Annotated in this window: 8 protein-coding genes; 6 read left to right on the top strand and 2 right to left on the bottom strand. The window is 69.9% G+C overall.

Annotated elements, in window-relative coordinates; genetic code table 11:
• Positions 1-3: 3 nt before the first annotated feature.
• Together VZQ01_RS39275 and VZQ01_RS39280 are read left to right on the top strand one after the other, a co-directional pair.
• Positions 4-5,478 (top strand): type I polyketide synthase, encoded by a 5,475-nt coding sequence (locus VZQ01_RS39275; RefSeq protein ID WP_426746189.1) that lies wholly within the window; start codon positions 4-6, stop codon positions 5,476-5,478.
• A gap of 21 nt (positions 5,479-5,499) precedes the next feature.
• Positions 5,500-8,337, top strand: coding sequence for a type I polyketide synthase (locus tag VZQ01_RS39280; RefSeq protein ID WP_426746190.1), 2,838 nt, complete (start codon positions 5,500-5,502; stop codon positions 8,335-8,337).
• 6 nt (positions 8,338-8,343) lie between these two features.
• Here the strand turns inward: VZQ01_RS39280 and VZQ01_RS39285 are convergent, their stop codons facing one another.
• Entirely contained in the window at positions 8,344-8,607 is a 264-nt protein-coding gene (locus VZQ01_RS39285) for an acyl carrier protein (RefSeq protein WP_223747410.1), read from the bottom strand.
• Positions 8,608-8,715: 108 nt separating this feature from the next.
• On the bottom strand, positions 8,716-9,711 hold the full coding sequence (locus tag VZQ01_RS39290) for a peptidylprolyl isomerase (RefSeq protein WP_426746191.1): 996 nt from the start codon (positions 9,709-9,711) through the stop codon (positions 8,716-8,718).
• 295 nt (positions 9,712-10,006) lie between these two features.
• On the opposite strand from VZQ01_RS39290, the gene VZQ01_RS39295 reads away from it, so the two are divergent.
• The 4 genes from VZQ01_RS39295 (at position 10,007) to VZQ01_RS39310 (ending at position 26,812) form a co-directional block, all read left to right on the top strand.
• Entirely contained in the window at positions 10,007-10,780 is a 774-nt protein-coding gene (locus tag VZQ01_RS39295) for a peptidylprolyl isomerase (protein WP_426746192.1), read from the top strand.
• A gap of 65 nt (positions 10,781-10,845) precedes the next feature.
• Positions 10,846-11,742 (top strand): peptidylprolyl isomerase, encoded by an 897-nt coding sequence (locus VZQ01_RS39300; protein ID WP_426746193.1) that lies wholly within the window; start codon positions 10,846-10,848, stop codon positions 11,740-11,742.
• A gap of 5 nt (positions 11,743-11,747) precedes the next feature.
• Entirely contained in the window at positions 11,748-26,486 is a 14,739-nt protein-coding gene (locus VZQ01_RS39305; RefSeq protein WP_426746194.1) for an RHS repeat-associated core domain-containing protein, read from the top strand.
• Positions 26,483-26,812: a hypothetical protein gene (locus VZQ01_RS39310; protein ID WP_426746195.1), complete on the top strand. Its 330-nt coding sequence runs from the start codon at positions 26,483-26,485 to the stop codon at positions 26,810-26,812. Before VZQ01_RS39305 ends, VZQ01_RS39310 begins: the two co-directional genes overlap by 4 nt.
• The last annotated feature ends 135 nt before the right edge of the window (positions 26,813-26,947 follow it).

Here is a 26,947-nt window from a genome sequence, read left to right on the forward strand (position 1 = left end):
GCGATGCCCGACGACTCGACGTCCTCCCCCACGGAGGAGCTGACGCCCCTGCAGCGGGCGGCCCTGGCCATCAAGACCCTCCGCGCGAAGGTGGAGGGGTTGGAGCACGCGCGCTCGGAGCCCATCGCCATCATCGGCATGGGGTGCCGCTTTCCTGGAGGCGCGGACACGCCGGAGCGGTACTGGGAGCTCCTGCGCGCGGGAGTCGACGCGGTGGGGCCGGTGCCCGCGGACCGCTGGGACGCGCAGGCCTATTTCGCCGAGGACCCCGATGCCGCGTGGAAGATGGTCGTGCGCGAGGGAGGCTTCCTCTCGCAGCCCATCGCCGCGTTCGACTGCGAGTTCTTCGGGCTGTCGCCGCGCGAGGCGAGCTACGTCGACCCCCAGCAGCGCTTGATGCTGGAGGTCGCGTGGGAGTCGCTGGAGGACGCGGGCATTGCCCCGGGCTCGCTGGCGGGGAGCGACACGGGCGTATACGTCGGCTTCCTCAGCAGCGACTACGGGCGCGTCCCGTTCAACGCGCTGCCGACGAGAGACCTGCCCTACATGGGGACGGGGAACGAGCTGAGCTTCTCGGCGGGGCGCGTCTCGTATGTGCTGGGCTTGCAGGGCCCGTCGATGGTCGTCGCGACGGCGTGCTCCTCGGCGCTCGTCTCGGTCCACCTCGCGTGCCAGGCGCTGCGTCAGGCGGAGTGCTCGCTGGCACTCGCGGGGGGCGTGAACCTCATCCTCCATCCGGACAACAACATCGTCCTGTCGAAGATGCGGGCGCTGGCGCCGGATGGGCGCTCGAAGACCTTCGATGCGTCCGCCAACGGGTACGGGCGAGGCGAGGGCTGCGGCGTCCTGGTGCTCAAGCGGCTCTCGGATGCGCTGCGGGACAAGGACCGCATCCACGCCGTCGTCCGGGGCTCGGCGGTGAACCACGACGGGCCCAGCGGTGGGCTGACGGTGCCTCATGGGCCCGCGCAGGAGAAGCTGCTGCGCAGGGCGCTGAGGTCCGCGAGCCTCTCGCCGTCCGATGTGCGCTACGTGGAGGCGCATGGGACGGGGACGCCGCTGGGAGACCCCATCGAGCTGCGGGCCCTGGACGCGGTGCTCGGGGAGGGGCGAGGTACAGAGGCGCCGCTCCTGGTCGGCTCGGTGAAGACGAACCTGGGCCACCTGGAGTCGGCCGCTGGCGCCGCGGGGCTCATCAAGGTCGCGCTCTCGCTGCGCCATGGCGCCATTCCTCCGCACCTGCACCTGCGCAATCCCAACCCGGCCATCGACTGGGAGCAACTGCGGCTCCGGGTGCCCACGGAGATGACACCGTGGCCCGCGGGGCCCCGGGTCGCGGGCATCAGCGGGTTCGGCCTCAGTGGGGTCAACGCCCATGTCCTCGTCGCGGAGGCCCCGCCCGAGGCCCCCAGGGGCCCGGAGGAGTTCCCGAGGCCCGTCCACGTCCTTGCGTTGTCGGCGAGGAGTCCGGAGGCGCTGGGGGCGCTCGCGCAGCGCTACGACGAGGCGCTCGGGAGCGCGGAGCTGACCGCAACACCCGTGGAGGATGTGTGCTTCACCGCGAACACGGGGCGCACCCATTTCCAGTACCGTCTCGCCGTGCTCGGGGACTCGCACGAGGGCCTGCGCGAGCAGCTCCGCGCGAGACGTGACGTGCAGCGCGTCCAAGGCGCTCCCCGCATCGCGTTCCTGTTCACGGGACAGGGCTCGCAGTGGCTCGGGATGGGCGAGGAGCTCTTCCGGACGGAGCCGCTCTTCCGTCAGACGCTGCAGCGCTGTGACGAGGTGCTGGCTCCGCTGCTGGGACAGTCGCTCCCCGGGCTGCTGTACCCGTCCGAGCGCGACGAGGCCGCCCGCGCGCGACTGGACGCGACGGGCTTCACGCAGCCGGTGCTGTTCGCGCTCGAGTACGCACTGGCGCGGGTGTGGATGTCATGGGGCATCGTCCCTGACTTCGTGATGGGGCACTCCGTGGGCGAGCTGGTGGCCGCGTGCGTGGCCGGTGTCTTCACGTTGGAGGAGGGTCTCCAGCTCATCGTGGCGCGCGCCCGGTTGATGCAGTCGCTCCCCTCGGGGGGCGCGATGGCCACCGTGTCCGCGGACCCGTCGATGGTGGAGGCGCTGCTGCCCCGGTACGCGGGACAGGTCTCCATCGCGGCGCTCAACGGTCCGCGCAGCGTCGTCATCTCGGGTCGCGAGGGCGCGGTGCGCGACTGTCTCGGCGAGCTGGACAAGCAGGGCAAGCGCGGCTCGCTCCTGCGTGTGTCCCACGCCTTCCATTCGGCGCTGATGGACCCCATCCTCGACGCGTTCTCGCGCGAGGTGGCCAAGGTCCGCCTCCAGCCTCCGGCCATCCCACTCATCTCCAACGTGAGCGGTGAGGAGGCCCGTGGTGAGCTGCTGGAGCCCCGGTATTGGGTGGAGCAGCTCCGGGGGCCCGTGCGGTTCGCGCGGAGCGTGGAGACGCTGAGCCGGGCGGGGGTCCAGGCCTTCGTGGAGGTGGGGCCCAGGCCGACCCTGACCGCGATGGGGCAGGCGTGTGTCTCCGGGGAGGGAACGCTCTGGTTGTCGAGCCTCCGGCCGGAGCGCTCGGATTGGCGGCAGATGCTGGAGGGGCTCGCCTCGCTCTATTCGGCGGGCGCGACGGTGGATTGGCTCGGGCTGGATGCAGGCCGGGAGCGACGCAAGGTCTCGCTGCCGGGGTACCCCTTTCAACGCAAGAGGCACTGGATGGAGCTGGCCGGCACGGGGTGGGATCGTCAGGGCGTGCGAGCCCGGAGCACCGCGGGCGTCCACCCGCTGCTGGGGAGCCGACAGGACTCGCCGGCCCGGACACGACAGTTCGAGTCCTCGCTGGGGGCCTCCTCGCCCGCGTTCCTTCGAGACCACGCCGTATACGGACAGCTCGTCGTGCCAGGAGCGGCGTACGTGGAGATGGGGCTCGCCGCGGGTCTGGCGCTGTTCGGAGCGGACGGAGGTGTCGTCGACGAGCTCGGCTTCTCCCAAGCGCTCTTCCTCCCTGACGAAGGGGAGCGGCGCGTGCAGTTGCTCTACACGCCGGAGGGAGACCGCGCGGGGCGGTTCGAGATCTTCAGCCAGGAGTCGACGGCAGGTGAGCCCGAGCCATCATGGACCCTCCATGCCCACGGCAGGCTCCGCGCGGCGACGCGAGAGTCGAATGGACGTGTCGACCTCCAAGCGCTGCGGACCGCGCTCGGCGCCGAAGTGGCCGTGGATGGCTACTACGACAAGCTGGGCAAGGCGGGTCTCGCCTATGGCCCCAGCTTCCGAGCCATTCGCGGGCTGTGGAGTGGTGGGAGCGAGGTGTTGGGGCAGCTCGCCCTGGCCGGTGAGGCCGTGGTGGATGCGGAGCGCTATGTCCTTGTGCCCGCGCTCCTGGATGCCTGCTTCCAGATGGTGGGGGCCGTCCTGGAGGAGGAGGGCGATGCCGCCTATCTGCCGGTCGGCGTCGGAAGGGTCCAGGTGTGGAGCGCGGGGGCACGTGAGGTCTGGGCGCACGCGCGGATGTCGCGTGACGAGGAGGCGAAGGGGTCCGGCTACACGTGTGACCTGGAGCTGTTCACCGCGGAGGGGGAGCTCGTGGCCGTGGTGGAGCGGCTGCGACTGCAGCGTGTCGGTCGCGACGGATTCCTGGGAGCAAGGAGCAAGCGCTTGCAGAACTGGCTCTATGAGCTGGAGTGGCGGGACGCTCCGTCAGTGGCGGCGTCCCGGTCTGTCGGCTTCGGCCTCATCCTCGATGACGGGACAGGGGTGGGGAGCCGCCTCGCGGAGGGGCTCCGGGCACGAGGCTGGCGCGTGGAGACGGTGGCGCGAGAGCGTGCCTTCGACCGCGAGCGCGCCGAGGCGCTCCTCGCGATGCGTGAAGGCCCGGCACCGGTGCACGTCATCGACCTCTGGAGTTTGGATGGCGCGGGGACCGATGTGCCCGGTGCGGCCTTGGAGCACGGCACGCGGGGGCTGGAGCTGGTGCAGGCCCTCGTCCGGGCCCCGATGGGGTCCACGTCGCTCTGGCTCGTGACACGAGGGGCGCAGGCCCCTGTCGAAGGAGGGCCGCTCTCCGGGCCCGCGGGCGCGGTCCTGTGGGGACTCGGCAAGGCGATTGCTCGCGAGCATCCGGAGCTTCAATGCCGCCGCGTGGACCTGGACCCGAGTGCTCCCGAGCACGAGGTGGAGCAACTGCGGGACGAGCTGCTCGGCGGGAGCGAGGAGGAGGTGGCCCTTCGAGGTCGGAGCCGCCGCGTGCCACGACTGGTGCGCAGCCGTCGACTGCGGCTGTCGAGCGGCGAGACCGAAGCCTCGCTGCGTCCGGATGCGAGCTACCTCGTCACGGGGGGGCTCGGCGGGCTGGGGCTCGCCGTGGCGGAGCGACTGGTGGAACGTGGGGCGCGGCATCTCGTCCTGCTGGGGCGAAGGGCTCCGGGGGAATCTGCACGCGCGCGACTGGCGGGACTGGCGGAGCGGGGCGTGGAGGTGCGGACGCTCTCGTGCAACGTGTCCGTGGCTTCCGAGCTCGAGCGTGCCCTCGAGGGATGTCAGCCGCCCATCCGTGGCGTGGTGCATGCGGCGGGTGTCATCGACGACGGGCTGTTGATGCAGATGACGCCCGAGCGGTTCGCCAACGTGTTCGCCGCGAAGGTCTCCGGCGGATGGAATCTGCACTGTGTGTTCCAGGGGGCGGCGCTCGACTTCTTCGTCCTCTTCTCCTCGGCGGCGTCGATGATTGGCTCCGCCGGTCAGTCGAGCTACGTGGCCGCGAATGCATTCCTGGACTCACTGGCGCACCTGCGTCGTGCCGAGGGGTTGCCCGGCCTGAGCCTCGACTGGGGCGCCTGGTCCGAAGTCGGCGCCGCCGCGGAGGAGTCACTCCAGCGGCGCATGGAGCAGCTGGGCTTCGGCGTGATTCCTCCCGCGGACGGGCTGCGCGTCTTCGAGCAGGCGCTGGGGTTGGGAGGTCAGCTCGGCATCCTGCCGGTGGACTGGGCCGTGCTCGGGCGCCGGGGGCGCGCCGCGCTGTACGAGGACTTCGTCGCGCAGCCGGGCCCGGCCGCGAGCGAAGACCTCCGGGCGAAGCTGGAGCGCCTGCCGCCCGCCGAGCGCCGGGCCGAGCTGCGCGTGCACGTGGGCGGCCTGGTGAACGGTGTGTTGGGGCGACCTCTGACGGAGGCGCTGGACCCGGGCCAGGGCTTCTTCGACCTGGGCATGGACTCGCTGATGTCCGTGGAGCTGCGCAACGTCCTCCAGCGAAGCCTGGGCGTCTCGCTGCCCGCGACGGTCGCCTTCGACAACCCCACGGTGAACGCGCTCGTGGACCATCTGGCGAGGGAGGTGCTGGGCCTGCCGGAGCAGGCGGCACCCGCGAGGGAGCGGGTCGAGGACGCGGACCTGGAAGCGCTCCTGTCCGACGTGGATGACCTGGCCGATGGCGACGTCCAGGAACTGCTGCGCCGTCGCCGCTGAGCCGAGCCCTTCGAGGACACCATGACGACGGATTCCACCCCCCGCCTCAGTGACCTGCCGCCACTCAAGCTGGCCTTGTTGGCGCGCAAGGTCGAGTCGAAGCTGTCGCTGGCGTTGAGCGAGCCCATCGCCATCATTGGGATGGGCCTGCGCTTCCCTGGAGGCGCGGACACGCCGGAGGCCTTCTGGGAGCTGTTGAAGGAGGGGCGGGAGGCCATCGCTCCCATCCCTTCTTCGCGCTGGGATGTCGACGCGTACTACGACCCGGCGCCGGGGACGCCAGGGAAGATGTACACGCGGCACGGCGCTTTCATCCGGGGAGTCGAGGACTTCGACCCGCAGTTCTTCGGCATCTCTCCGCGAGAAGCGTCCCGGATGGACCCGCACCAGCGATTGCTCCTGGAAGTGACCTGGGAGGCGCTGGAGCGCGCGGGCCTGTCGGCGGCGGACCTCAAGGGCAGCTCCACGGGCGTCTTCGTCGGCATGATGAACGAGGACTTCTCGCACCTGATGACGGATGCGACGCAGATCGACCTGCACACCGCCTCGGGCTCGGGGTTGAGTGTCGCGGCGGGGAGGCTGGCCTACAGCCTGGGACTGCAGGGGCCGACGATGGCCGTCGACGCGGCCTGCTCGTCATCGCTGGTCACGGTGCACCTGGCATGTCAGAGCCTGCGGACGCGCGAGTGTGACCTGGCCCTGGCCGGTGGCATCAGCCTCATCCTGTCGCCGCTGACGTCCGTGGTGAACTGCGCGATGCGCATGCTCTCCGCGAAGGGGCGGTGCAGCACGTTCGACGCCTCGGCGGATGGCTTCGTGCGAGGCGAGGGCTGCGGGATGCTCGCGCTCAAGCGACTGTCGGACGCGGTCGCGGACAGGGACCCCATCCTGGCGTTGCTGAGAGGCTCCGCGACCAACCACAGCGGTCAGTCGAGCGGTCTGACCGTTCCCAATGGCAATGCGCTGGCGAAGGTGATGCGCGCGGCGCTGAAGTCCGGCGGTGTCGAGCCCGAGCAGGTGGGCTACCTGGAAGCCCATGGCACGGGAACGGCCATCGGGGACCCCATCGAGATGGAGGCGCTGGGCCGCGTCTTCGGGCCCGCGCACTCGCGAGAGGCGCCGGTGGTCGTCGGCTCCGTGAAGACCAACATCGGCCATACCGAGGGCGCGGCGGGGGTGGCGGGCATCATCAAGGTCGTGCTCGCGCTCCAACACGAGGAGATCCCCGCGCACCTGAACCTGGAGACGCCCAACCCCAACATCCGCTGGGATGCGCTGCCCGTCGTCGTGCCGCACGAGCGCATGCGCTGGGCGCGAGGGGCGAAGCGGCGAATCGCCGGAGTGACGGCGTTCGGCTTCAACGGGACGAACGCGCACGTGCTCGTCGAAGAGGCGCCCCTCGTCGAGTCCGCCCCGATGGAGGTCGCACCGTCACCCCAGCTGCTGCTGCTGTCGGCCCGCTCCGCGCCAGCGCTCCAGTCCCTGGCGCGGCGCTACGTGGAGCACTTCTCGGCGGAGACGGCGCACCGGCCCTCGTTCGGGGACGTCTGCTTCACGGCCAACACGGGCCGGGTCGCGTTCGCGCATCGGGTCGCTCTCGTGGCGTCGAGCGACAGCGAGGCCCGCCAGAAGCTCACGGGCTTCATGCAAGGCGACCAGGTGCCAGGTGTGTGGACCGGCTCCGGGCGACAGCGGCCCCGTCTGGCGTTCTTGTTCGCGGGCTGGGCGTGGGAATGGCAAGGCTGGGGACGAAGACTCTTCGAGTCCGAGCCTGTCTTCAGAGAAGCCATCCTCCACTGCGAGGGCGCGCTGGGCCGGCCTCTGGTCCCGGGGCTCTTCTCCGTGCGAGGGGCGGACTCGGGCCCGCTGGGACCAGGCCTCACGCTTCCGGGGATGTTCGCGGTGCAGTGTGGACTGGTTCAGCTGTGGAGGGCGTGGGGCATCGCGCCGTCGGCGGTGTTGGGCGTCGGCGTAGGAGAGTACGCGGCGGCCTGTGCCGCGGGTGTGCTCACCTGGGCGGATGGAATGGCGCTCGTGGCGACGCTGGGTGAGCAGCTCGAGCGCGCGGCCCCTGGCGCCGAGCTGAGGGTCGAGCAGCCCGAGCATCTCTCGGATGTCCTCCCGAGGTTTCCGGACGTGTGCCTGTTGGGGCTCGATGGCGAGGGGCGCGGCATCCTCTCAGGCACTCGCGCGGCCATCGAAGCGGCGCGAGCGGAGCTGCTCGAGCAGGGGATTCATGCCGAGTCGCGCGACACGTCACACGCCCTCACCCTGACGGCCTGGAGCGCCGCGCGCGAGGCGGTGGCCGCGGCGGCGCGCTCGAAGGTGCACGAACGACCCCGCGTCCCCTGGCTGTCCGCGCTCACGGGAAAGGTGATGGAGGCGCCGAGCGCGGAGTGCTGGCGAGAGCGCCCGGGGGCCCCTGGGCAATGGCTCACCGCGATGGACGCGTTGAGGGGGCACGGGGTGAGCGGCTCTCTGGACGTGGGCCCCGGCGCGGGCTGGATGGCCCTGGGGCTGCGTGTCCGTCCCGTGCCAGCGCACCCCTGGTTCCCCAGCCTGCGTGCACCGGACGATGACAGGACCGTGCTCGTCGAGAGCCTCGCGGGCCTGGTGGCCGCGGGGGCCGAGGTCGCGTGGTCGGAGGTCTATCGGGACAGGGCCCACGACAAGGTGGTGCTCCCGACGAGCTGCTTCCAGCGCAGTCGGTACTGGTTCGATCGCCCCGCGACGCCCGAGGTGCCCACCGCCTTGCCAGGAGGGGACCTGGAGGCGTTGGCGGGACAGCTCGACCTGCTCGAACAGCTCACGGACGAGCAGGTCCAGGCGCTGTTGGAGGGCCAGCAGCGAAGAGGCTGAGGGGCGCTATCGCTGGGACGCCTGCGCGCAGGCCTGGACCATGGCTGTGATTGCGGACAGGGTGGCGAGGTTCTCCACGCGCATCGCGTCCGCGGGGATGGTGATGCCGTATTGCTTCTCGATGAAGCTCATCATCCGCGCTGTCTCCAGCGAGTTCAGGATGCCGAGCTCGAGCAGGGGCGTGGAGGGCAGGAGCTCCTCCGCCTCACCTTCGAGAATCTCTTCGGCGATGTACCGGGTCAAACTGGCGAGAAGCTGAGTCTGATTCACGGCGTCGACCCCCCATGAGCAGGCAGGGTCGACGGTAGAGCATGTGCCGTGGACCCACCAGCACGTCATGGGTTCCCTCGTGCACTGCATGACGCGAGGGCCGCAGCGCTACGGCTGCGCCGTCGGAGCCGTCGCGGGCTCGGCGGCCTTGTTGTCCGCGCCTTCGATCTTCACCTGCTCCAAGGCCGCGTCCTTCACTTCGATCTTCGCCTTCGACTTCAGGCCGTCGATGAAGCCCTCCATCGCCTTGGAGCGGCGCTCACCCAACAGGCGCGCCTCGATGCGCGGCCGGGCCTGCTCGAAGGACAGGTCCATTCCCACCTGACGGCTCTGCAGCTTCACCAGGTGGAAGCCCTTCTCCGTCTCCACCACCTGGCCGATGTCCGCCGGCGTCTTCAACCCGAAGGCCGCCTCCGCCAGCGTGGCGCCCCAGCTCTGCGTCAGCTCCTCCCGGCTGCGGAAGCCCAGGTCTCCACCCGAGGACTTGGATACGGGGTCCTGCGACTGCTCGGACGCGGCCAGCTCGAAGGCGCTCTTGGTGGGGCCCGCCTCCTTGCCCTTCAGGTCCGCCAGGAGCTTCGTCGCCGCGGTGCGCGCCTGGGCCCGCCTGGCCGCGTCGGCCTGCGGGGCCTCCAGGAAGATGTGGCTCACCCGCACGCGCTCGGGCCGGACGAACTCCGACTGGTGCTCCTCGAAGTACTTGCGCAGCTCGGGCTCGTCGAGCTTTCCGGCCGCCGCCTCCTGCTGCTTCCGGAGCAGCTTCTGCACCATCACCTTCTCCACCGTCGCCTTGATCTCCGGGTCGTCCTCCAACCCCTGACGTCGGGCCTCCTGCACCAGCAGCTCGAAGCGCACGAGGTTGTCGACGAACTCCTTCTTCTTCTCGAGCGTGGCGTAGCGGTTGCGAACGAACAGGGGCTGCTCGTCCAGCTTCGCCTTCACCTCGTTGGCGGTCAGGTTGCGGTCATTGATGACCGCGACGACGGGGCTCGAGTCCTGGGGCGCCTGCTTCGAGGGGCCCGCGCTTCCCCCCCCGCAGGCGGAGAGCGCGAGGACGGCGAGGGCGGCGGAGAGGACTCGGGTTCGGATGGAGCGCGTGTGCATGGGTGGAATCAACCTCGGGGCCTTCACCTTGCGTGTGGGAGCTCCGCGTTCTCGAGCGGAAGCCGCAAGCAACGCGTGAAGCGACAACCAAGAAGTGGCGCTGAATCGTATATCCAACATGGCGCAAGGTGCGAATCCCGTCGTTCCTCGTTTTGGGTCCAACGGGCGGAAGGAAAGCGTCCCTCCAAGGACGATACGGACGCGTCGGGTCCTGCTGGTCGCGTGGGCGCTGTGCGCGGCCTGCACGAAGCCGGCCCCCGTCGCGAGTCCCTCCCACGCGGGGGAGGGCCCCGTCGTGGGCCGCTTCGATGGTGGCGTGGTGACGCAGGCGGAGCTGGCCGAGGAGTCGGCCCGGCTGCCCTCGCCCCTGCGCGAGCAGTTCGAGCGCCCCGCCGGTCAGCGCGAGTTCGTGCGCTCCATGATCGACAAGCGCCTGTTGGCCCAGGAGGCCCGGGTCCGTGGCCTCCATCAGAAGCCGGAGATCCACAAGCAGGTGCAGGCCCTGGAGGAGCGGCTGGTCATCCAGGAGCTGCTCGCGGCGGAGGAGAAGGCGGCGGGCACGCCGGGCGAGCAGGCGCTGCGCGAGTACTACCAGCAGCACCGCGACGAGCTGGCCCAGCCCGAGCGCCTGCGCCTCGCGCGGGTGCAGGTGGTGGTGTCGCCCGGTGCGACTGCGACGCAGCGCGCCCAGGCGAAGCAGAAGGCCGAGCGACTGGCGCAGCGCCTGAAGTCCGGCGAGGCGCTGGAGAAGGTGGCGGCGGACGGGGATGGGCGCAGCGGGGAGCTGGGCTGGGTGGCGCGGGGAGACCTGCCGGACCGCGAGCTGGAGAGCGCGGCGTTCGGCTTGAAGAAGGTGGGGGACACCAGCGCGGTGGTGGCGGAGGCGAAGGGGTACTCGGTGGTGCGGCTGCTGGAGCGCAGGGAGGCAAGGGTGCCCGCGTTCGAGGAGGTGAGGGCGGAGGTGGAGGGGCGGGCGCTGCCGCAGTGGAAGCGAAAGGTTCTGGAAGGATTGCTGGCCCGGCTGCGTGAGACGGGCTCGGTGAGCATCGACATGCCTGGGACGCCCTGAGGGCGCAGGCGGGAGGGGTTGTGCATCTCTTTGTCTCGGACGGCTTGGGCGCCGTCGACGGCGTCGTGTGCCCTGAAGACCGAACCGCGCTGCGCCCGGGGCTCCGGCGCGCATGGCGTTGCTGCGCGTGGGTCCTGCTCGCGCTCACCCTGGGCGCCTGCCAGGACGAGAGCCTCGTCGCCGAGGTCGGCAAGCGCGACATCTCCAAGGCGGACGTCTCCGCGCTCATCGCCTCGCGCAGCTCGCGCGAACGCCCCACGTCGGGCGAGGCGCTGGACGCGCTCGTCGAGCGCTCGCTGCTCGCCGAGGAGGCCCGTCGCTCGGGGCTGCATGAGGACGCGGCCGTCCAGGCTCGCCTGCGCAGCGCCGAGCGCGAGGTGCTGGCCCATGCGCTGCTCGACAAGCACCTGGCGGAGGTCACCACCGAGGCCCGGCTGCGGGAGCGCTACGCGGCGACGCGGGAGCAGCTCGGCCGCCGCGAGGTCCACGTGCGGCAGCTCCTGGTGCGCGTGCCTCCGGGCGCGGACGACGAGACGCGGGCCCGGGCGCAGTCGCGGATGAACGCGCTGTTCGCGCGGCTCGCGGGCGGTGAGCCCTTCGAGAAGGTCGCGAGCGAGACCTCCGAGGAGACGGTGAGCGCGGCGCGAGGCGGAGACCTGGGGCCGGTGCTCGAAGGCCAGGTGGACGACGTGTTCTTCACCGAGGCCGCGCAGCTCTCCAAGGGCGAGCGTTCGCGGCCGTTCTCCACGGCGTATGGCCTGCATCTGCTCGAGGCCGTCGCGGACATGAAGACGGTGGTGCCGACCTTCGAGGAAGCGCGGGGGCGGCTGGAGTCGGACGCGCGGCGTGACGCGCAGGCGCAGCTCATGAAGGCGCTTCGTGAGCGCATTGCCGTGAAGACCCACCCGGAGCGTCTGGACGCCGCCGCGTCCGTCGCCACGAGTCAGACGGGCAAGGAATAAATTCCATGAATGGTCGTGGCGTGTGGGTGGTGGCCCTCCTCGGCTTGTGGCTGGGGTGTGGCCAGGAGCGGTCTCGTCCCGAGACCTCCGCCGCGAGTGATGCGCCTCGCGTGGAACAGGTCCGTCAGGCGGTCGCCGGAGATGCCTCGCCTCCGACCATCGTCGTGAGCGGGGTGGCGCCGGACGCCTCGGTGAAGGTGCCGCCCACGCTGTCGTGGGTCGTCACGGACCAGAGCGCCACGCGCGTGGAGGCGTGGCTGGACGGCAACCCCGCCACCAGCGGCGTGACGGTCTCCAGCCAGGGCGCGCACACGCTCGTCGTCCGCGCCACGGACACCATGGGGCTCACCACCACGGTGACGCGGAGCTTCCGCCTCGACACGACGGCGCCCGTCGTCACCGTCTCGGGGGTCGACGCGGGATGGGAGCGCGACGTCCCGCTCACCATCACCTTCAGCGCCACGGACGACACAGGGACGCCGCCCACGGTGGTGGCGACCCTGAACGGCCAGCCCTTCACCAGCGGCACCACCGTCTCGACGGTGGGGTCCTACACGTTGATCGTCACCGCCACGGACGCCGCGGGCAACGCGACGACCCGGGAGATCCACTTCATCCTCGACTGGACGGCGCCGGTGGTGGCCGTCAGCGGCGTGGCGAACGGCGGCCGGTATCCCAGCGCCGTCATCCTCTTCAGCGTCACGGATCTGACCCTGGACACCGTCGTCTCGACGCTCGACGGCGCACCCTACGAGCAGGGGACCACCATCTCTGCCCATGGGGCCCACACGTTCCAGCTCACCGCGAAGGACCGCTTCGGCCGCACGTCCATCGTGACGCGCAACTTCTTCGTGGATGCGCTGGGACCCGTCATCACCATCACCGGGGTCCACGAGGGCTTCATCAGCAAGCTGTCCTCGGTGGTCATCCACTACAGCGCGACGGATGACTCGCGAGGTCCCGTCGACGTGCGCGCGCGGCTGAATGGCGAGTCGTTCAACAGCGGGGATGCCACACCCATCTGGGGCAACCTGACGCTGGAGGTCACCGCCGAGGACGACCTCTTCAACCTCTCCCGCGAGGTGGTGAACTTCATCCTCGACCCGGTGCCCCCCGTCCTCACGGTGACGGGCCTGCCGAGCAGCCCCGTGGTGGATGTCGAGGAGGTGGTTCCCAGGTTCGAGGCCACGGACTCGCTCACGAGCGTGTCGATCTCCGCCACGCTCAACGGGAATCCCATCGCGAGTGGTGACCCCATCACCCTGCAGCGGCTGCACACGCTCATCGTGGAGGCCACCGACCAGGCCGGAAACGTCACGCGGCAGGAGCACACCTTCACCATCGACCGGACGGACCCGTCGCTGACGGTGACGGGCGTGGAGGAGGGGGGCCGCTACGCCGCGCCGGTGGCCATCACCTTCTCCGCCACCGACGCGAACTTCCTCTCGGTGACGGGGACGCTGGACGGAGCGCCGTACACGTCGGGTGACCCCATCACCACCCATGGGCCCCATGTCTTCGTCGCCGTCGCGCTCGACCAGGCGCAGAACCGCACGGAGGTCCGGCGCGAATTCCGCGTGGACGCCCAGGCCCCGGTCATCACCATCACGGGTGTCTCCGAGGGTCTCATCACGAAGGAGACGGTGACGCCGAACTACACCGTCACCGATGAAGGCACGGTGACGGCGTCCGCGACGCTCGATGACGCACCCTTCGAGCGTGGGACGCCCGTGACCGGGGAGGGCCCTCACACGCTGGTCGTCACCGCCTCGGACGACCTGGGCAACGAGGACTCGCGGACGGTCTACTTCACGGTGGACCGCTCGGCCCCCGTGGTGACGCGGGTGAGCCCCGCGGATGGCACCAGCACCCCCCAGGAGAGCCTGGAGCTGGTGCTCCAGGTGACGGACACCTGGTCGAACGTGACGGTGGAGCTGGGGGCCACGGAGCTCTCCCCTGGCGGCGACGGGCGCTATCGGACGTCGCTGGCGCTGGTGGAGGGGACGAACCTCTTCGAGGTCGTCGCGACCGACCAGGCCGGCAACGTCACCCGACATGCCGTCTCGCTGATTCGCGACTCGAAGAAGCCCGAAATCATCGTCACTGCGCCGGAGGACAACGTCCAGGTGGCGGAGCTGTTCACCGACGTCATCGGCCGCGTCGTGGACGCGTCCTCGGTGACGCTCACCCTCAACGGGGCCCCGGTGACGCTCGCGTCGGATGGGAGCTTCTCCCACCGCGTGACGCTGACCGCCGGAGTGAACACGCTGACGCTCGTCGCGACGGACGCCCACGGGCACGTGGAGACGGTGTCCCGCACCGTCCGCGTCAGCGCCACGAAGCCCACGCTCGTCGTCACCTCGCCCGCGGAGGACATGGTCGTCACCACGGCCACGGTGACGGTGGTGGGCAACGCCAAGGCTGGTGAGCCGCTGGGCACCGTCACCGTGACGGTGGATGGCGCGCCAGCGACCGTCTCGGCCTCGGGCGATTTCTCGCACGTCGTGTCGCTGTCCCCGGGCCAGACGCGCTCCATCTCCATCATCGCGCGCGACAACCATGGCGCCACGGAGGAGGTCGTCCGCACGCTCACGCGCGCGGAGGCGGACGGTGGGACGCCGGACGCGGGCGCTCGCCCGGATGCTGGCGGTGGCGCGTCGAGTGATGGCGGCACGGCCTCTCCGGATGGTGGCGGCCAGGGTTCGCCCCAGGACGCGGGGCCCGGCGTGGAGCCCGACCCGATGCTGGTGGTCGAGGCGCCGGTGGAGGGCGGCGTGTACGGCGGCGCCCGCTTCGTCGTCAGCGGTCATGTCGAGGGTGGAACGCTCCCGCTGCGCGTCACCGTGCAGGGCGTTGGCGTGGCGGTGAACGGGCGCGACTTCACGGGCGCGCTGACGCTCGATGATGGAGACCACGACCTCCAGTTCAAGGTGACGGATGCCCGGGGGCGCAGCCACACCCAGACGCGCGCCGTGGCGGTGGACCGCACGCCGCCGCACCTGGTGCTCACCGAGCCCACGCCTCCCGAGGCGTGGAATCGCCTCTCACGCTCGCCCTACCTGCTGCAGGGCACCGCCGGAGACCGGCACCTGACGGAGGTGCTGGTCAATGGCACCCCCGCGCGCGTCATCGCGGGCGCGTTCAGCGCGTACGTGCAGCTGGTCCCCAACACGCCGACGCCGGTGGTCGTCACCGCGTCCGACGTCGTGGGCAATCGCAGCCAGCGGTCCGTGGAGCTGACCCTCCGGGGCGGCGCGCCGCGCGTCACCATCCTCGAGCCCGCGCAGGGCTCGGAGTCCGAGGACGCGGTGGTGACGGTGCGCGCCCGCGTCGAGAGCGCCGCGCCGCTGCGCGAGGTGCGCATCGGCACGAGCACGGTGACGTCGACGACGGACGTGTACTCGGCGGAGGTGCCGCTGTCCCACGGGGAGAACGTCATCCACGTGACCGCCGAGGACAGCCAGGTTCCCGAGGGCGAAGGCAGCGGCATGGTGGGCTCGGCCAGCGTCACCGTGCGCTACCTGGAGGCGAGCAAGGCCCCGCTCGTGGTGACGGGTGTGTCGCCCCGCGCCGGTGAGCAGGGCGTGGAACCCGACGCGCTCATCAGCGTGTCCTTCAACAAGCCCATCCTGGGCACGGGCCTGTCGGAGCGCTTCCTCGTCCGTGTCCAGGGGCAGTCCACGCCGCTGCCGGGTGGCTACTCGGTGGTGCCGGGCTCCCAGACGGTCTCCTTCATCGCGAGAGATCCTCTCCCCGAAGGGGCCCGCCTGACGGTCGAGGTGAAGCAGGGCCTGGCGCCCGAGACTCCGCCGGGCATGGGGGGCGACTTCTCCAGCGACTTCACGGTGCGCAGGCCGCTCACGCGCGTGCGCGGCTACGTCGTCGACGCGGACTACCGCCCGCTGCCCGGGGTGAAGGTCGCGATGGAGGGGACGAGCCTCTCCACCGTGACGGGCCCCGACGGCAACTGGACGCTGTTCAGCCCCCGGGGTGGGGAAGTGGTGATGCGGTATGAGGGCGGCCTGACGTCCGAGGGCGCCACGTACCCGAGCCTGCGTCGACGCCTGTTCGTCAACCACGAGGCCGACACGCTGGACGCGCCCCTGGTGCTCACCGCGGTGGACATGGCGTCCGCGCAGGTCGTGGACGCGCTGCACCCCATGGCGCTGCGCTTCGCGGACCGTCAGCCCGACCTGCACATCGACGTGCCCGAGGATGGGCTCTTCTTCGAGGACGGCATGACGCGTGGGCTCGTCACCGCCACGGAGCTCCAGCCGTATGCGCTGCCGCTGCCCATGGATGGACGCGCGGCGCTCGGCGCGCTGTGGCAGATAGGCCCCGCGGGCGTGCGGCTGCAGAAGACCGTGTCCGTGACGTTCCCCAACCGCGCCCAGCTCCCCGTCGGACGGCTGGCCCTGGTGCTGGGACATGACCCGCAGCGCCACGTGCTCAAGCGCGTGGGCTTCGCCCAGGTGTCGCCGAACGGCAAGACGCTGGAGCCGCTGGCGCCGCTGGGGCTCACGTCGCTGGAGTTCATCGGCTACGTGCCGCTCAACGACGAGCAGCATGTCGCCGTCGCCCAGGCGCTGGGGCTCTCTCTGCCGGATGCGGGCACGGAGGAGGGCGAGGGATTCCAGGGCTCGAGGCCGCGGAGCACTCCGACCGAGCCGCTCTGGAAGAAGTTCATGACGAACTTCATGGTGACCCAGGCGCATGCCCAGCTCGGTGGGCTGGACCTGGCGGGGTACAACGCCTTCGACACGATGCTCGGGATGGCCGTGCCCGGCGCGGTGCTGGGCTCGGTGCGCGCGCCGCTGGAGCGGCAGCTCGAGCTGGAGGTGCGTGCGCCCGCGCTGCCCGCGGTGGGACAGCCCGCGTCCGAGCAGACGGTGGCGATGCCGTACACGCTGGCGCTCGACTTCCGCTCGCAGTTCGTCTCCTCGGACCCGTATGACGTCGAGAATCCGGAGACGGTGCTCGTCAAGCTCGTGGCGCAGGGGCCCTCGGGCAACCTGCCCGAGCCCACCGCCGGCGCCTGGCAGTCGGAGGGCGAGGGTGAGGCCGCGCTGGCGCCTCGCGTCGCGCTCCCCGTGGGCAAGACGACGCTGACGCTGTCCGCGCAGTCGAAGTCCACGCACCGCTTGATGAAGTTCGAGGCGGAGCTGGTGGTGGAGCCCTCCGATGGCGGCCCGGCGAGCGCGAAGCTGCGGCTGCGCACGCTGGAGGACACCTTCTCCGAGGCCGGGGACGAGGCGGTCCACAGCCCGGTGCGCTTCAAGAACCTGCGCGTGACGCTCACGGGGCCCGGCAGCGGTTCGGCGGGCACGACGGGTGAGTCGGGCGGCTACGGCATCCCCGTGCCGGGCTTGATGGGCGGAGAGATGGGCATCTCCTGCACCGAGATTCCCACCGGCCCGCGCATGGTGGAGCGCCTGGGCGAGGACGGGGTGATGCACTACACGCCCACGCTCAACCAGTTCCCCGTCTGCTCGCAGACGTACTGGCTGTACCCCGGCAGGACGACGCGCGCGGACATCCTGGTGGACGTGCGCATGCTGTACGGCGCGCTGACGTTCGTGGACCGCCACGGCGAGCCGCTGGCCCTCAACTGCGACCCGGAGGCCCACAGCCAGAAGGCGCCCGTGCAGGGCGAGTACACGGACATCGCGCTCAAGGACGTGAAGTCGACGGAGGTCCACTTCTTCCGCGCCGATGACCTGGAGCATCCCATCGCGACGTTCGCCGCGGGCACGCCCAACGGCGTGGCCTGCACGCAGGGCCCCACGGAGGATTCGCCGCACGGCTACTACGCGCGCGTGCGCACCGGCCCGGCGGCTCGCATCCGGCAGATGGCGCGTGAGCGCTGCCGTGAGCTGGACAGGCAGCTGGGCGGGGCGGATGCCGGTGGGCTGAGCGCCGAGGACCAGGGCTATTACGACGGCAACTGCCGCGACAACCGCACCAACACCCTGCGGCTGAACCCGGGAGACCGGCTGGTGGTCTTCGCGGTGAACCACGCGACGGGCTACTCGGGCATGACGTCCGTCATCGTGCCGGCCATCAACCGCGTGAGCCGCACGGAGACCGGTGGATGCCAGGCCGACGACGAGGCCGGCGGACCGCTCCAGGTGACGGAGCTGGGCGAGCCGATGACGCTGTCCCGGTGCACGCAGACCGAGCTGGGCATCCCCGCGGACCTGAAGCTCTTCCCGCCCGAGATCGATGTCCGCGTGGCCCGACGCATGACGCCCGAGGGTGTGCAGGTCGCCATGCGCCCCACGCTCATCCGGCACGGCGGCGCGGCCACGACGCGCGATGACTTCCTGCAGATGGCCACGCACTGGCGCGTGCGTCAGCTCCCCGAGCCGCACACGGATGGCGGCGTGGTGGATGCCGGCGCGTCCGGTGGCGGCGATGGTGGCTCCTCTGGCTCCGAGTGCACGGACGCGGGCTTCCTGGCCGACGGTGGCATCTGCGAGCCCGACATCTTGAGGGACCGTGGCGAGCCGGGCGAGGAGCTGGAGCAGTTCTGCTCGGAGCTGCCGCCCACGTCGCCCCAGCGCCTGCAGGGGCGGTGCGACACGGGGACGCCGCGCGTGGTGGACGTGCCGCCGGGTGTCCCTCCGCTCGCGGGCCGGCTGGTGCAGGTGACTCAGACGGCGGTGGAGCAGCCGGTGGTGGTGGCCTTCCCGGTGCGCCCGGGTCGCCACACCGCCTCCGTGCAGGCGTCGCTGACGTACCAGAACGAGTCCGGGGCGATGGTGTCGCTCAGCTCGCTGACGCGCGCGAACTACTATCTGCACGTCGTCGGTCACCCGATGTACGAGCGGGACCGGAACGACGACGGCTTCCTGCAGCCGGACGAGGTGAACTCGCCGCCGCCGAACTTCTGCGAGCCCGGCGAGTGCCAGAACCGCGACGGCGAGGTGGAGCCCGACGAGGAGTCGGAGACGAACCCCGACAAGCTGCCCAAGTGGGCGGTGGGGCTGAAGAACGTCTACCGTCACCGCGAGTCGGATGGCTCGGCGCTGGAGCGGTATGACCGCGCCCGCGAGCACGAGTTCCGCGTGCTGGAGCTGGGCAAGGTGACGGTGAGTGCCCGGCCAGGTGACGAGGCGGGCGCCGATGGTGGCAGCCCGGACGCGGGGCGGGTGCTGACGGGTGTGCCGAGGCCCTCGGCCAGCGAGGATGACCTGGCGTACCAGTTCCTCATCGACGGCCTCCAGGAGCCGGACGTGCCGGGCCGCGCGGGTACGGTGAGCGGTGAGTACCGCCTGCGACTGGGCACGGACGACTTCGGCATCGAGTGCCCGGTGGTCATCGAGGGCGGCCGCATCCGCGGCACGTGCGACGGGGAGTTCCTGCCGGAGGTGCTCTCGGCGGCGGACATCCTGTACTTCGAGCTGTACCTGAGCGGGAACGCGGACAACGTGCTGTACCGCTTCAACTTCCACGGAATCTCACCGCGCACGGACTTCGTGACGGCGGGCAGCGAGGACACGCTGGAGCGCTCCATGGCGCGGGCGACGTCTTCGTCCCCGTCGCTGACGAGCCTGGCGTCACCGGAGGTCGCGCGTCCCATCTCCGTCAAGGCGATGGCTCACTTCGCCATTGAACCGGAGACGATGACGAACGGCATCGTCCGACTGTGCGAGGGGCCGGACTGCAATGCGAACACGCTGCTGAAGGCGGCGGAGCTGAAGTACAGCCGGAACGCCGACACGGGCGTCGGGACGTACGAGGTGGTGCGCTACCTGGATGAGGGCAACGCGCGCGTCAAGCAGCCGCTCATCCTGTTGACGAAGCCCGGGGCGAATGGCGCCCGCCGCTTCGCGCTGCCGCTGTCGAATGACCTGGGCCGCATGCACGACATGCTGTCGAGCGGGCGGGAGCTGTTCCTGGTGCTGGAGCCGGAGCCCGGCATCTTCGGCGCGAGCGCGCCGGTGAAGATGGCGCTGGGCGAGCCGGTGGGACGCTACAGCTTCGTCAACGCGCGCGCGGCGGGACAGTCGGTGGTGGAGAACGTCAACCTCGCCGGTGGGCACCTGAGCGTGACGCACGAGGACTTCTCCGTGCCGCACCTGGCGGAGTCCGTGAGCTTCGCGCGCACGTACAACAACCAGAGCAACGAGATGACGCCGCTGGGCGTGGGCTGGTCCCATGCGTACGAGGGCTTCGTCGTGGAGGAGGAACTCGGGCGCTACATCGTCGTCCTGAGCGGCCAGTCGTATGACTTCCCCCGGTGCGAGACGGTGCTTCGTCAGGACCAGTCCGCGAGCGACTGCCGGACGGACAAGTCACACGGTGGCAGCCTCACGGTGACGCGCGCGGGCGCGGAGTTCGTGACGCCGCGAGGCATGGTGTACCGGTTCCTGCGGCCCTCGGTGCTGGACACGGGCATCGCGGAGCAGCGCCGGTGGGTGCTCTCCGAGTACTCGGACGGATTGGGTCAGGACAGCCCGAAGCAGGGCTGGACGGCGCTGACGTACGCGCAGGACTCGGACCGCGTGCTTCGCGTGACGCGGACGCCCGGGCATGTGTCGCTGGCGTTCGAGTACGAGGAAATCGACGAGGACGAGGCCTCGGAGAAGCTCCAGCTCCTGGCGCGGACGCAGGGACTGAAGTTGCTGTCGGCGGTGGGCGTGTATCTGAACGAGCACCTGCCCACGGACCCGGAGGATGCCCCCGATGACGACGCCATCCATCGGGTGGAGTTCGAGCACGACAAGTGGGGCAACCTGAAGCGCGCGGTGCGGCGCACGGGCCTGCCGCAGCAGGCATGGGTGTACGAGTACGCGCCGCTGCCCGAGACGGGCTCGGGGTACAACAAGTGGCGCCTGGTCAACGAGCTGCGCACGGCGCGCTACCAGGTGACGGCGGTTCCGGTGCCGGTGCTGGGCGAGCCGACGTTCCACGACCAGTGGGTCGCCGACTACGCGAGCAGCGGGACGTCCCGCACCTACGAGCACGTGCAGTCCGCGGAGGTCATCGACTCGGCGACGAGCTCGGGCAAGGGGCCCCGGCCGTACCAGTACGTCTACGCGAGCGGCGGCAGCCGCACGGTGACGCGGCCCGATGGCGTGCAGGTGCTCTACACCCTGACGAGCTACGGCAGCGCCGAGAGCGTCACCGTGGGCTCGTTCAACGAACACAAGACGGTGTGGCGCTCGGATGGACAGGTGTCGCCGAAGGAGGTGACGCTGCCCAACCAGTCGAAGCTGGACTACGACATCGACGCGTCGCACCGGCTGCTGTCGCTGAAGGTGACTGCGCCTGGGGGCAATGAGTACCAGGGGCCCATCGCCCCCGGCACCCAGGCGGAGGTGGTCCGCCAGACGTTCCCGAACCCGGCCAACCAGAAGTTCGGCATCCCGGACCAGCGCATCACCCCCGCCACGACGGGGACGCAGTCCCTCACCACGCGCGTCACCCCGCAGGGGCAGGTGGAGGGGGTCACCGTCACCAACAGCAACGGGACGACGGCGCGCAACACCGGGACGCGGCGGTTCAAGACGGACGGCTCGGGTGTCCTCGAGTCGGAGACCGACGCCGAGGGACAGGTGACGACGTACAGCAATCCCAATGCCTTGGGGTTGTCGCAGCGCATCGTCGTGACGAACCCGAACGCCACGGATGGGCTGGGGCTGGGGACGCTGACGCGCGAGCTGACGTACGACGACTTCGGCCACGTCACGAAGCTCACGGAGGTGGAGACCGGAACCTGGGAGGAGTGGAGCTACGACAGCCTGGGCCGTGTCACCCGTCACCGCGTGCAGTTGTCACCCACGCAGGGCTGGGCCTGGACGTACACGTACACGCCCGCGAACCGTCGGGTGACGATGACCGAGCACCTGGATGGCTCCGCGCCCGTTCGCACGGTGGACACCTGGGAGGTGACGGAGGGCGAGGAGTCGACGCGCGGGCTCTTCGAGGAGGAGCGCACGCCTTACGGAGCTCCCGGCCATGAGGCCATCGCGGTGCGCAAGCGGCACCTGCGCAACGGCCGGTGGGTCTCCTCGACGGACGCGTCGGGTGTGGAGCGCGAGTACGACTACGACACGTCGGGTCGGCTGCTGGAGGTGCGCATCGTCAGCGCCGGGACGACCACCGGCCCCGCCACGGCCGTGGAGAAGAGCTTCTCGGAGTTCGACACGAACGGGAGCGCGCGGAAGCTCACGGACCACAACGGGCTGGTGACGCGCATCGGTCACGACTTCCTGGGTCGGCCCGTGTACTGGGACTACACGGGCGCGGACGGACTGAGCGGAGATGCCAGCACCGAGGAGTGGCGCCGGAACTTCCAGGGCGACGTGGTGTCACGCTCGTTCGGCAACAGCGCGTCCAGCCACGTGCTGGACATCGCTCCGGACGCGCTGGGCCAGGTGCGCTCGACGAAGACGAACCTCGCGGGGGGCGCGGCGACGAGCGTCGATGTCACCACGGACTATGACGACCTGGGGCGCGTGACGCGGCAGCAGGACCACGTCATGGAGACGGACGAGCACTTCGAGTATCGCGACGTGCTCGGTCGCCAGACGCGCTACACGCGGACGATGGCGACGGGCTCGGCGCCGCTGCAGCTCGTGGAGACGCGTCGCTACGAGGACGGGACGCATTCTTCCGAGTACCGCCGGAAGGTGACGATTACGCGGACCATCGGTCTGCCGGGCGGCGGGACGCCGCGCACCGAGGTGGAGGAGGAGTACTACGACCTGGCGGGACGGCTGGTGGAGCAGTCCCGCACGCTCTCGGGGCAGGTCTCCCGGTGGCGCTACACGTACAACCCCCGGGGCCAGGTGCTGACCGAGGTGGTGCCGACGGATGCGTCGGGTACCGAGACGACGACGTACCACTACGACTCCGCGGGCAACCTCTACCGCAAGAACGAGCCCGGGGACGCGGCCAACCCCGCCGCCGTCACGGAGCTCTTCGTGGACGGGGAAGGGCGCACCGTGCGCCAGGTGGGGCCGCATCCCGATGTGGACTGGCGCTACCGGTACGACGCCTTCGGACAGCTCTCGCGCAAGGAGCTGGTGGCCGCGGGGGAGAACACCGTCGGCGCCACGTGGACGTATGACTATGGGTTGAGTGGGAAGCCGGGCGCGGATGGCTCGGTGCCGGACTCGGCGACGGTGGAGACGGACCCGCTCGGGTACAAGACCTATCGCTACTTCAACGCGCGCTACCAGGTCCTCAAGGAGGTGCGCGAGGACAAGCTCGAAGTCGCCGGTGGCGGGACGAGCACGAGCGGGAACACCCGGACCACGACGTACAGCTACGCGGGGCCCTGGCTGCAGAAGCAGGTGACGACGGAGCAGACGGCGGGTGGCACGGGCTCTCCGACGGTGCTCACGTTCGAGCACAAGAAGTTCGATGACCGGGGCCGCTCGCTGGAGGCGCGCGAGCACTGGCAGCGGGGCTCGGACTCGTATGAGTACGTGACGAAGTCGCCGTGGATGGGGCGCACCGTGACGGTGCTCCAGACGGGGACGATGAGCGCCTCGCCGCCTGTCACGCTGCCTTCGCGGCAGTTCGAGGTGGAGACGAACGGCCTGGGACAGATGGAGTCCCGGACGCAGGGCGGGCTGACGGACACCTGGGCCTATGACGCCGTGGGCCTGATTGCCCGCGAGCAACCCGCGGGGCAGCCGTCGAAGCGCTACACGTACGAGCAGGGCTTGCTGACCGAGCTCGTCCTGGGCACTGGCGCGGACTCGGAGCCCACCCACCTGGCGTACCGGCAGGACGGTCGGCTCAAGAGCGTGACGGACCCGGCCGAGCGCGTGCGGGCGTACTTCTATGGGCCGCGTGGCCTGCTGGTGCGCGAGTGGTTCGGCAAGGGCGGCGAGTCGACGGAGACGAACCTCTCCTACGACGCGGGTGGCTTCCTCGCCAAGGTATGGAAGGACCCCGCGAAGCCCGCGGAGGCGTGGGAGTACAAGAACGGCCCGTTCGGTGAAGTGCGCCGGGTGACGCCGCCGGGGCTCGCGGCCTTCAACTACGAGTACGACGCCGCGCGGCGACTGACGGCCATCCAGCGGCCTTCGGGTGGGGTGCCCTTGGAGTCGTTCGAGTACGACTACCTGGGGCGGAGCACGAAGCGGAAGCGCGGGACCTCCGAGTGGGTGTCGTCGTGGGTGAACGGCGTCGTTCATTCGACGAGCCCGAGCAACTCGGAAACGTCGGGTGGCAGTGATTGGGACATCACCGAGACGCTGGTGGATGGCCGGGGACGGCCGGTCTGGAAGGCCATCACCGCTGGGGCTTCGTCGGAGGACCAGCAGGACATCAGCCGTGTGGGCTTTGCCTACGACGCGCTGGACTCGCTGGTGCAGGCGCACGAGACGCGTGGTAGCGGGAACGTGCTGAACCGGTTCAGCTACGACGGACGCGGACGCATCGAGTGGCTCGAGCGCGGCAAGGACCACGCGACGGACAAGGATGACCGGGTCGACTTCACGTATGTGACGGGGAGCGATCTGCTCCACCGGAGCACGTCGGGTCGCGCGGCGGATGGGGCTCGGCTCGAGGAGGAGTTCAGCTACGACGCGCTGGCTCGCATCAACGCCGTGCGGATGCGCGTCGATGGCGTCCAGCAGAGCGAGCGCACCGTGGCGTGGGAGCCGGGTGGGAGTCGGCTCTCGCGTATCGCGGACGGCTCACTCGTCGAGCGCAACTGCTACGACGGCCGTGGTTGGCTGACGTCGGTCCGGGCCACGACGGTGGCGATGGATGTGGAGTGCAGCCAGTCGCCCAGCGCGCCGCGGCTTGCCTTCGAGTACACCTATGATGCTCGCGGCAATCGCATCCGCGAGGACGCTCGACGCCCGGACGCGCTGGGCGCCCTGGTCAACGAGCCGACGGAGTATGGCTATGACCTGGCGGACCGGCTGACGGGAGTCCGTTACCCGGGTGGCGCGGCGGAGCTGTACAGGCTCGCGGCGGATGGAACGCGGCTGGGGGCGCGGTTCGCCACGAGCCACTCCGGCTCGCTGTCGACGGAAGGGTACGACCTGGCGTCGGGGGCGCAACGGCGCCTGGTGTACGGCTTCGACGGCGCGGGTGGACTGAAGTCCATCGATGACCAGGCGCTTTCGAGCGGACAGCGCGTGGCGGAGTACTTCACGGATGGCTCGGGACGTGTGCGGCGCGAGAAGCGCTCGGACACGGACGTGACGAACTACGACTGGGATGCGGAGGGGCGGCTGGCCCAGGTCCGCGACCAGAAGCCCGGTGTTGGCGGTGCGCCGCCGGTGACGACGGCGACCCAGTACCGCTATGGCTACGACGGCCTGCGGCGGTCGAGGACCACGTCCTCGGGCACCACCCGCTACGTGTGGGCGGGGGAGCAGCTCGTCGAGGAGCAGCTTGTCGGGCGCACGCGGCTGCACCAGGAGGTGCTCGCGGGGCTGACGCTCTCTTCGGGTGGAGAGCGCATCGTCCACGATGGACTGGGCAGCGCGGTGGGGCGCGTTGACGGGACCGGAAACCTGACGACGCAGTCCCGGTTCGATGCCTGGGGTGGATACCGGGCGGGCCATGTCCCGGGTGAGAGCCAGTCCAGTGTCGGCTTCACGGGGCATGCATGGGACGCGGCGGCGGGGCTCACCTATGCCCAGCAGCGCTGGTACGACGGAAGGACCGGACGGTTCCTGTCCGAGGACTCCGTGGGCGCGGAGTCGTATCTGGATGAGCCGATGGGCATGCAGCCCTGGGGCTATGGCAACGCCAATCCTCTCACGCACACGGACCCCGACGGACGCTCCTCCTGTATCAGTGGTGAGAGCCACAGTGCTTGTGAGATGCGCCTGGCGTTGTCTGGCCGATGGGGTTCATCGCCCTTCTACCAGGGGGACTTGACCGACTTCCGCGGGCCCTATGAACGGATGGAGGAGGAGCGGCAGCGCGAGCTCCAGAAGAGCGTCCGTGGAGCTTTTGCCGTGGTGGGAGTCGGGCTTTCGCTCGCTGCACCTCCCGTTGCACTAGCCCTGCTTGAATCAGGAACGGTGTCCGGGACGACGGCTGCAGTCGGCCTCTGGGCCGTCGAGACCGGTGCCAGCACGGCCGTGGACTATGGCGCGTTCGGCCATGTCACCCCAGGCGGAGTGGCGTTCAATGCGGCGACCGCGGGACTTGGAGCGTGGTTCCTCAAGGCCCACAGCAAGGCCCTGCACGCGGGCTCGGGGGTCGAGCGGCGCATGCTCGACGATGCGATGCCCTCGGTGGTTCCGCCGCGCAAGGCAGAGCCCGTCGACCCTGTTCTTGATAGTGACGTCGTGATGATGGCATTCAAGGCGCACAGGGGAAGCACCAATCCGAGACACGTCGATGCGCTGAAATTGCTTGGGAATGACAATTATCTCTGGGTCATCACGCCGACCGGTTATCGCGAGATCCTCAACATCAAGAGGAGCCAGGCAGCGCATCGACGCTTCTTGAGAAAGTTCAAGAATGTCGTGGTGTTGACGGGAGAGAACGCCAAGAATCTCAGGAACACGGATCGCTTCAAGGAGGTCGAAAAGATCCTTCGCGACGCCGCGAACAAGAACAAGCCAGGTCTGGGGGACCGAGCCAGACGTGGTGACCACTCGCATTACAACGACATCATCCACAGTGGGTTCGCCGAAGCCCTGGGAATCCCCTTTGTCTCCTCGGACGGAACCTTCTTGCGGTTCGCGGGGAACCATGGGAGGAAGGCGAAAGTCAACGGGATTCACTACCAGTCGGTGCCGGAGGTGCCATGAGCCAGACCAACGGTTTTGTTTGGGATGGTACTTGTCCGAACTGCCGGGCCGAAGTGAGGGTCGTCTTCCAGTCCCATGTCGGCCTGCTGGATGATCAAGTCTTCGAGCGAGGAGACGATGTCTTCGGTCGCGAGACGAACAAAAAGCGCCCGGTCTATGCGCCTCGATACGAGCTTCGGAACGGCAGTTTCTGGGCCTATGGCGTTGACGTCTGTCCGAATTGTCGGACGGAATTGTGGTGTCGTGTGATTGTAAGGAATGGCCGCTACGAGGCATCCGTGCCCGTTGCGCCCCCTGAGAACCCTCTCTTCTGGGACGAGTTGTGAGCCTCTTCCTGAGGTGGGAGGAGAGTGTCCTTGGAAGAGGGCTCCTATCGCATTGCAGAGGGCAGGGGGCGAAATGAACCCTGATGAGGCGGTGGTTTTTCTGCGGGGGCTGGTTTTCGGGCTCATTTCAACGAG

The organism is Myxococcus faecalis (genome assembly GCF_050039385.1).
In the GTDB taxonomy this organism is placed as follows: Bacteria; Myxococcota; Myxococcia; order Myxococcales; family Myxococcaceae; genus Myxococcus; species Myxococcus fulvus.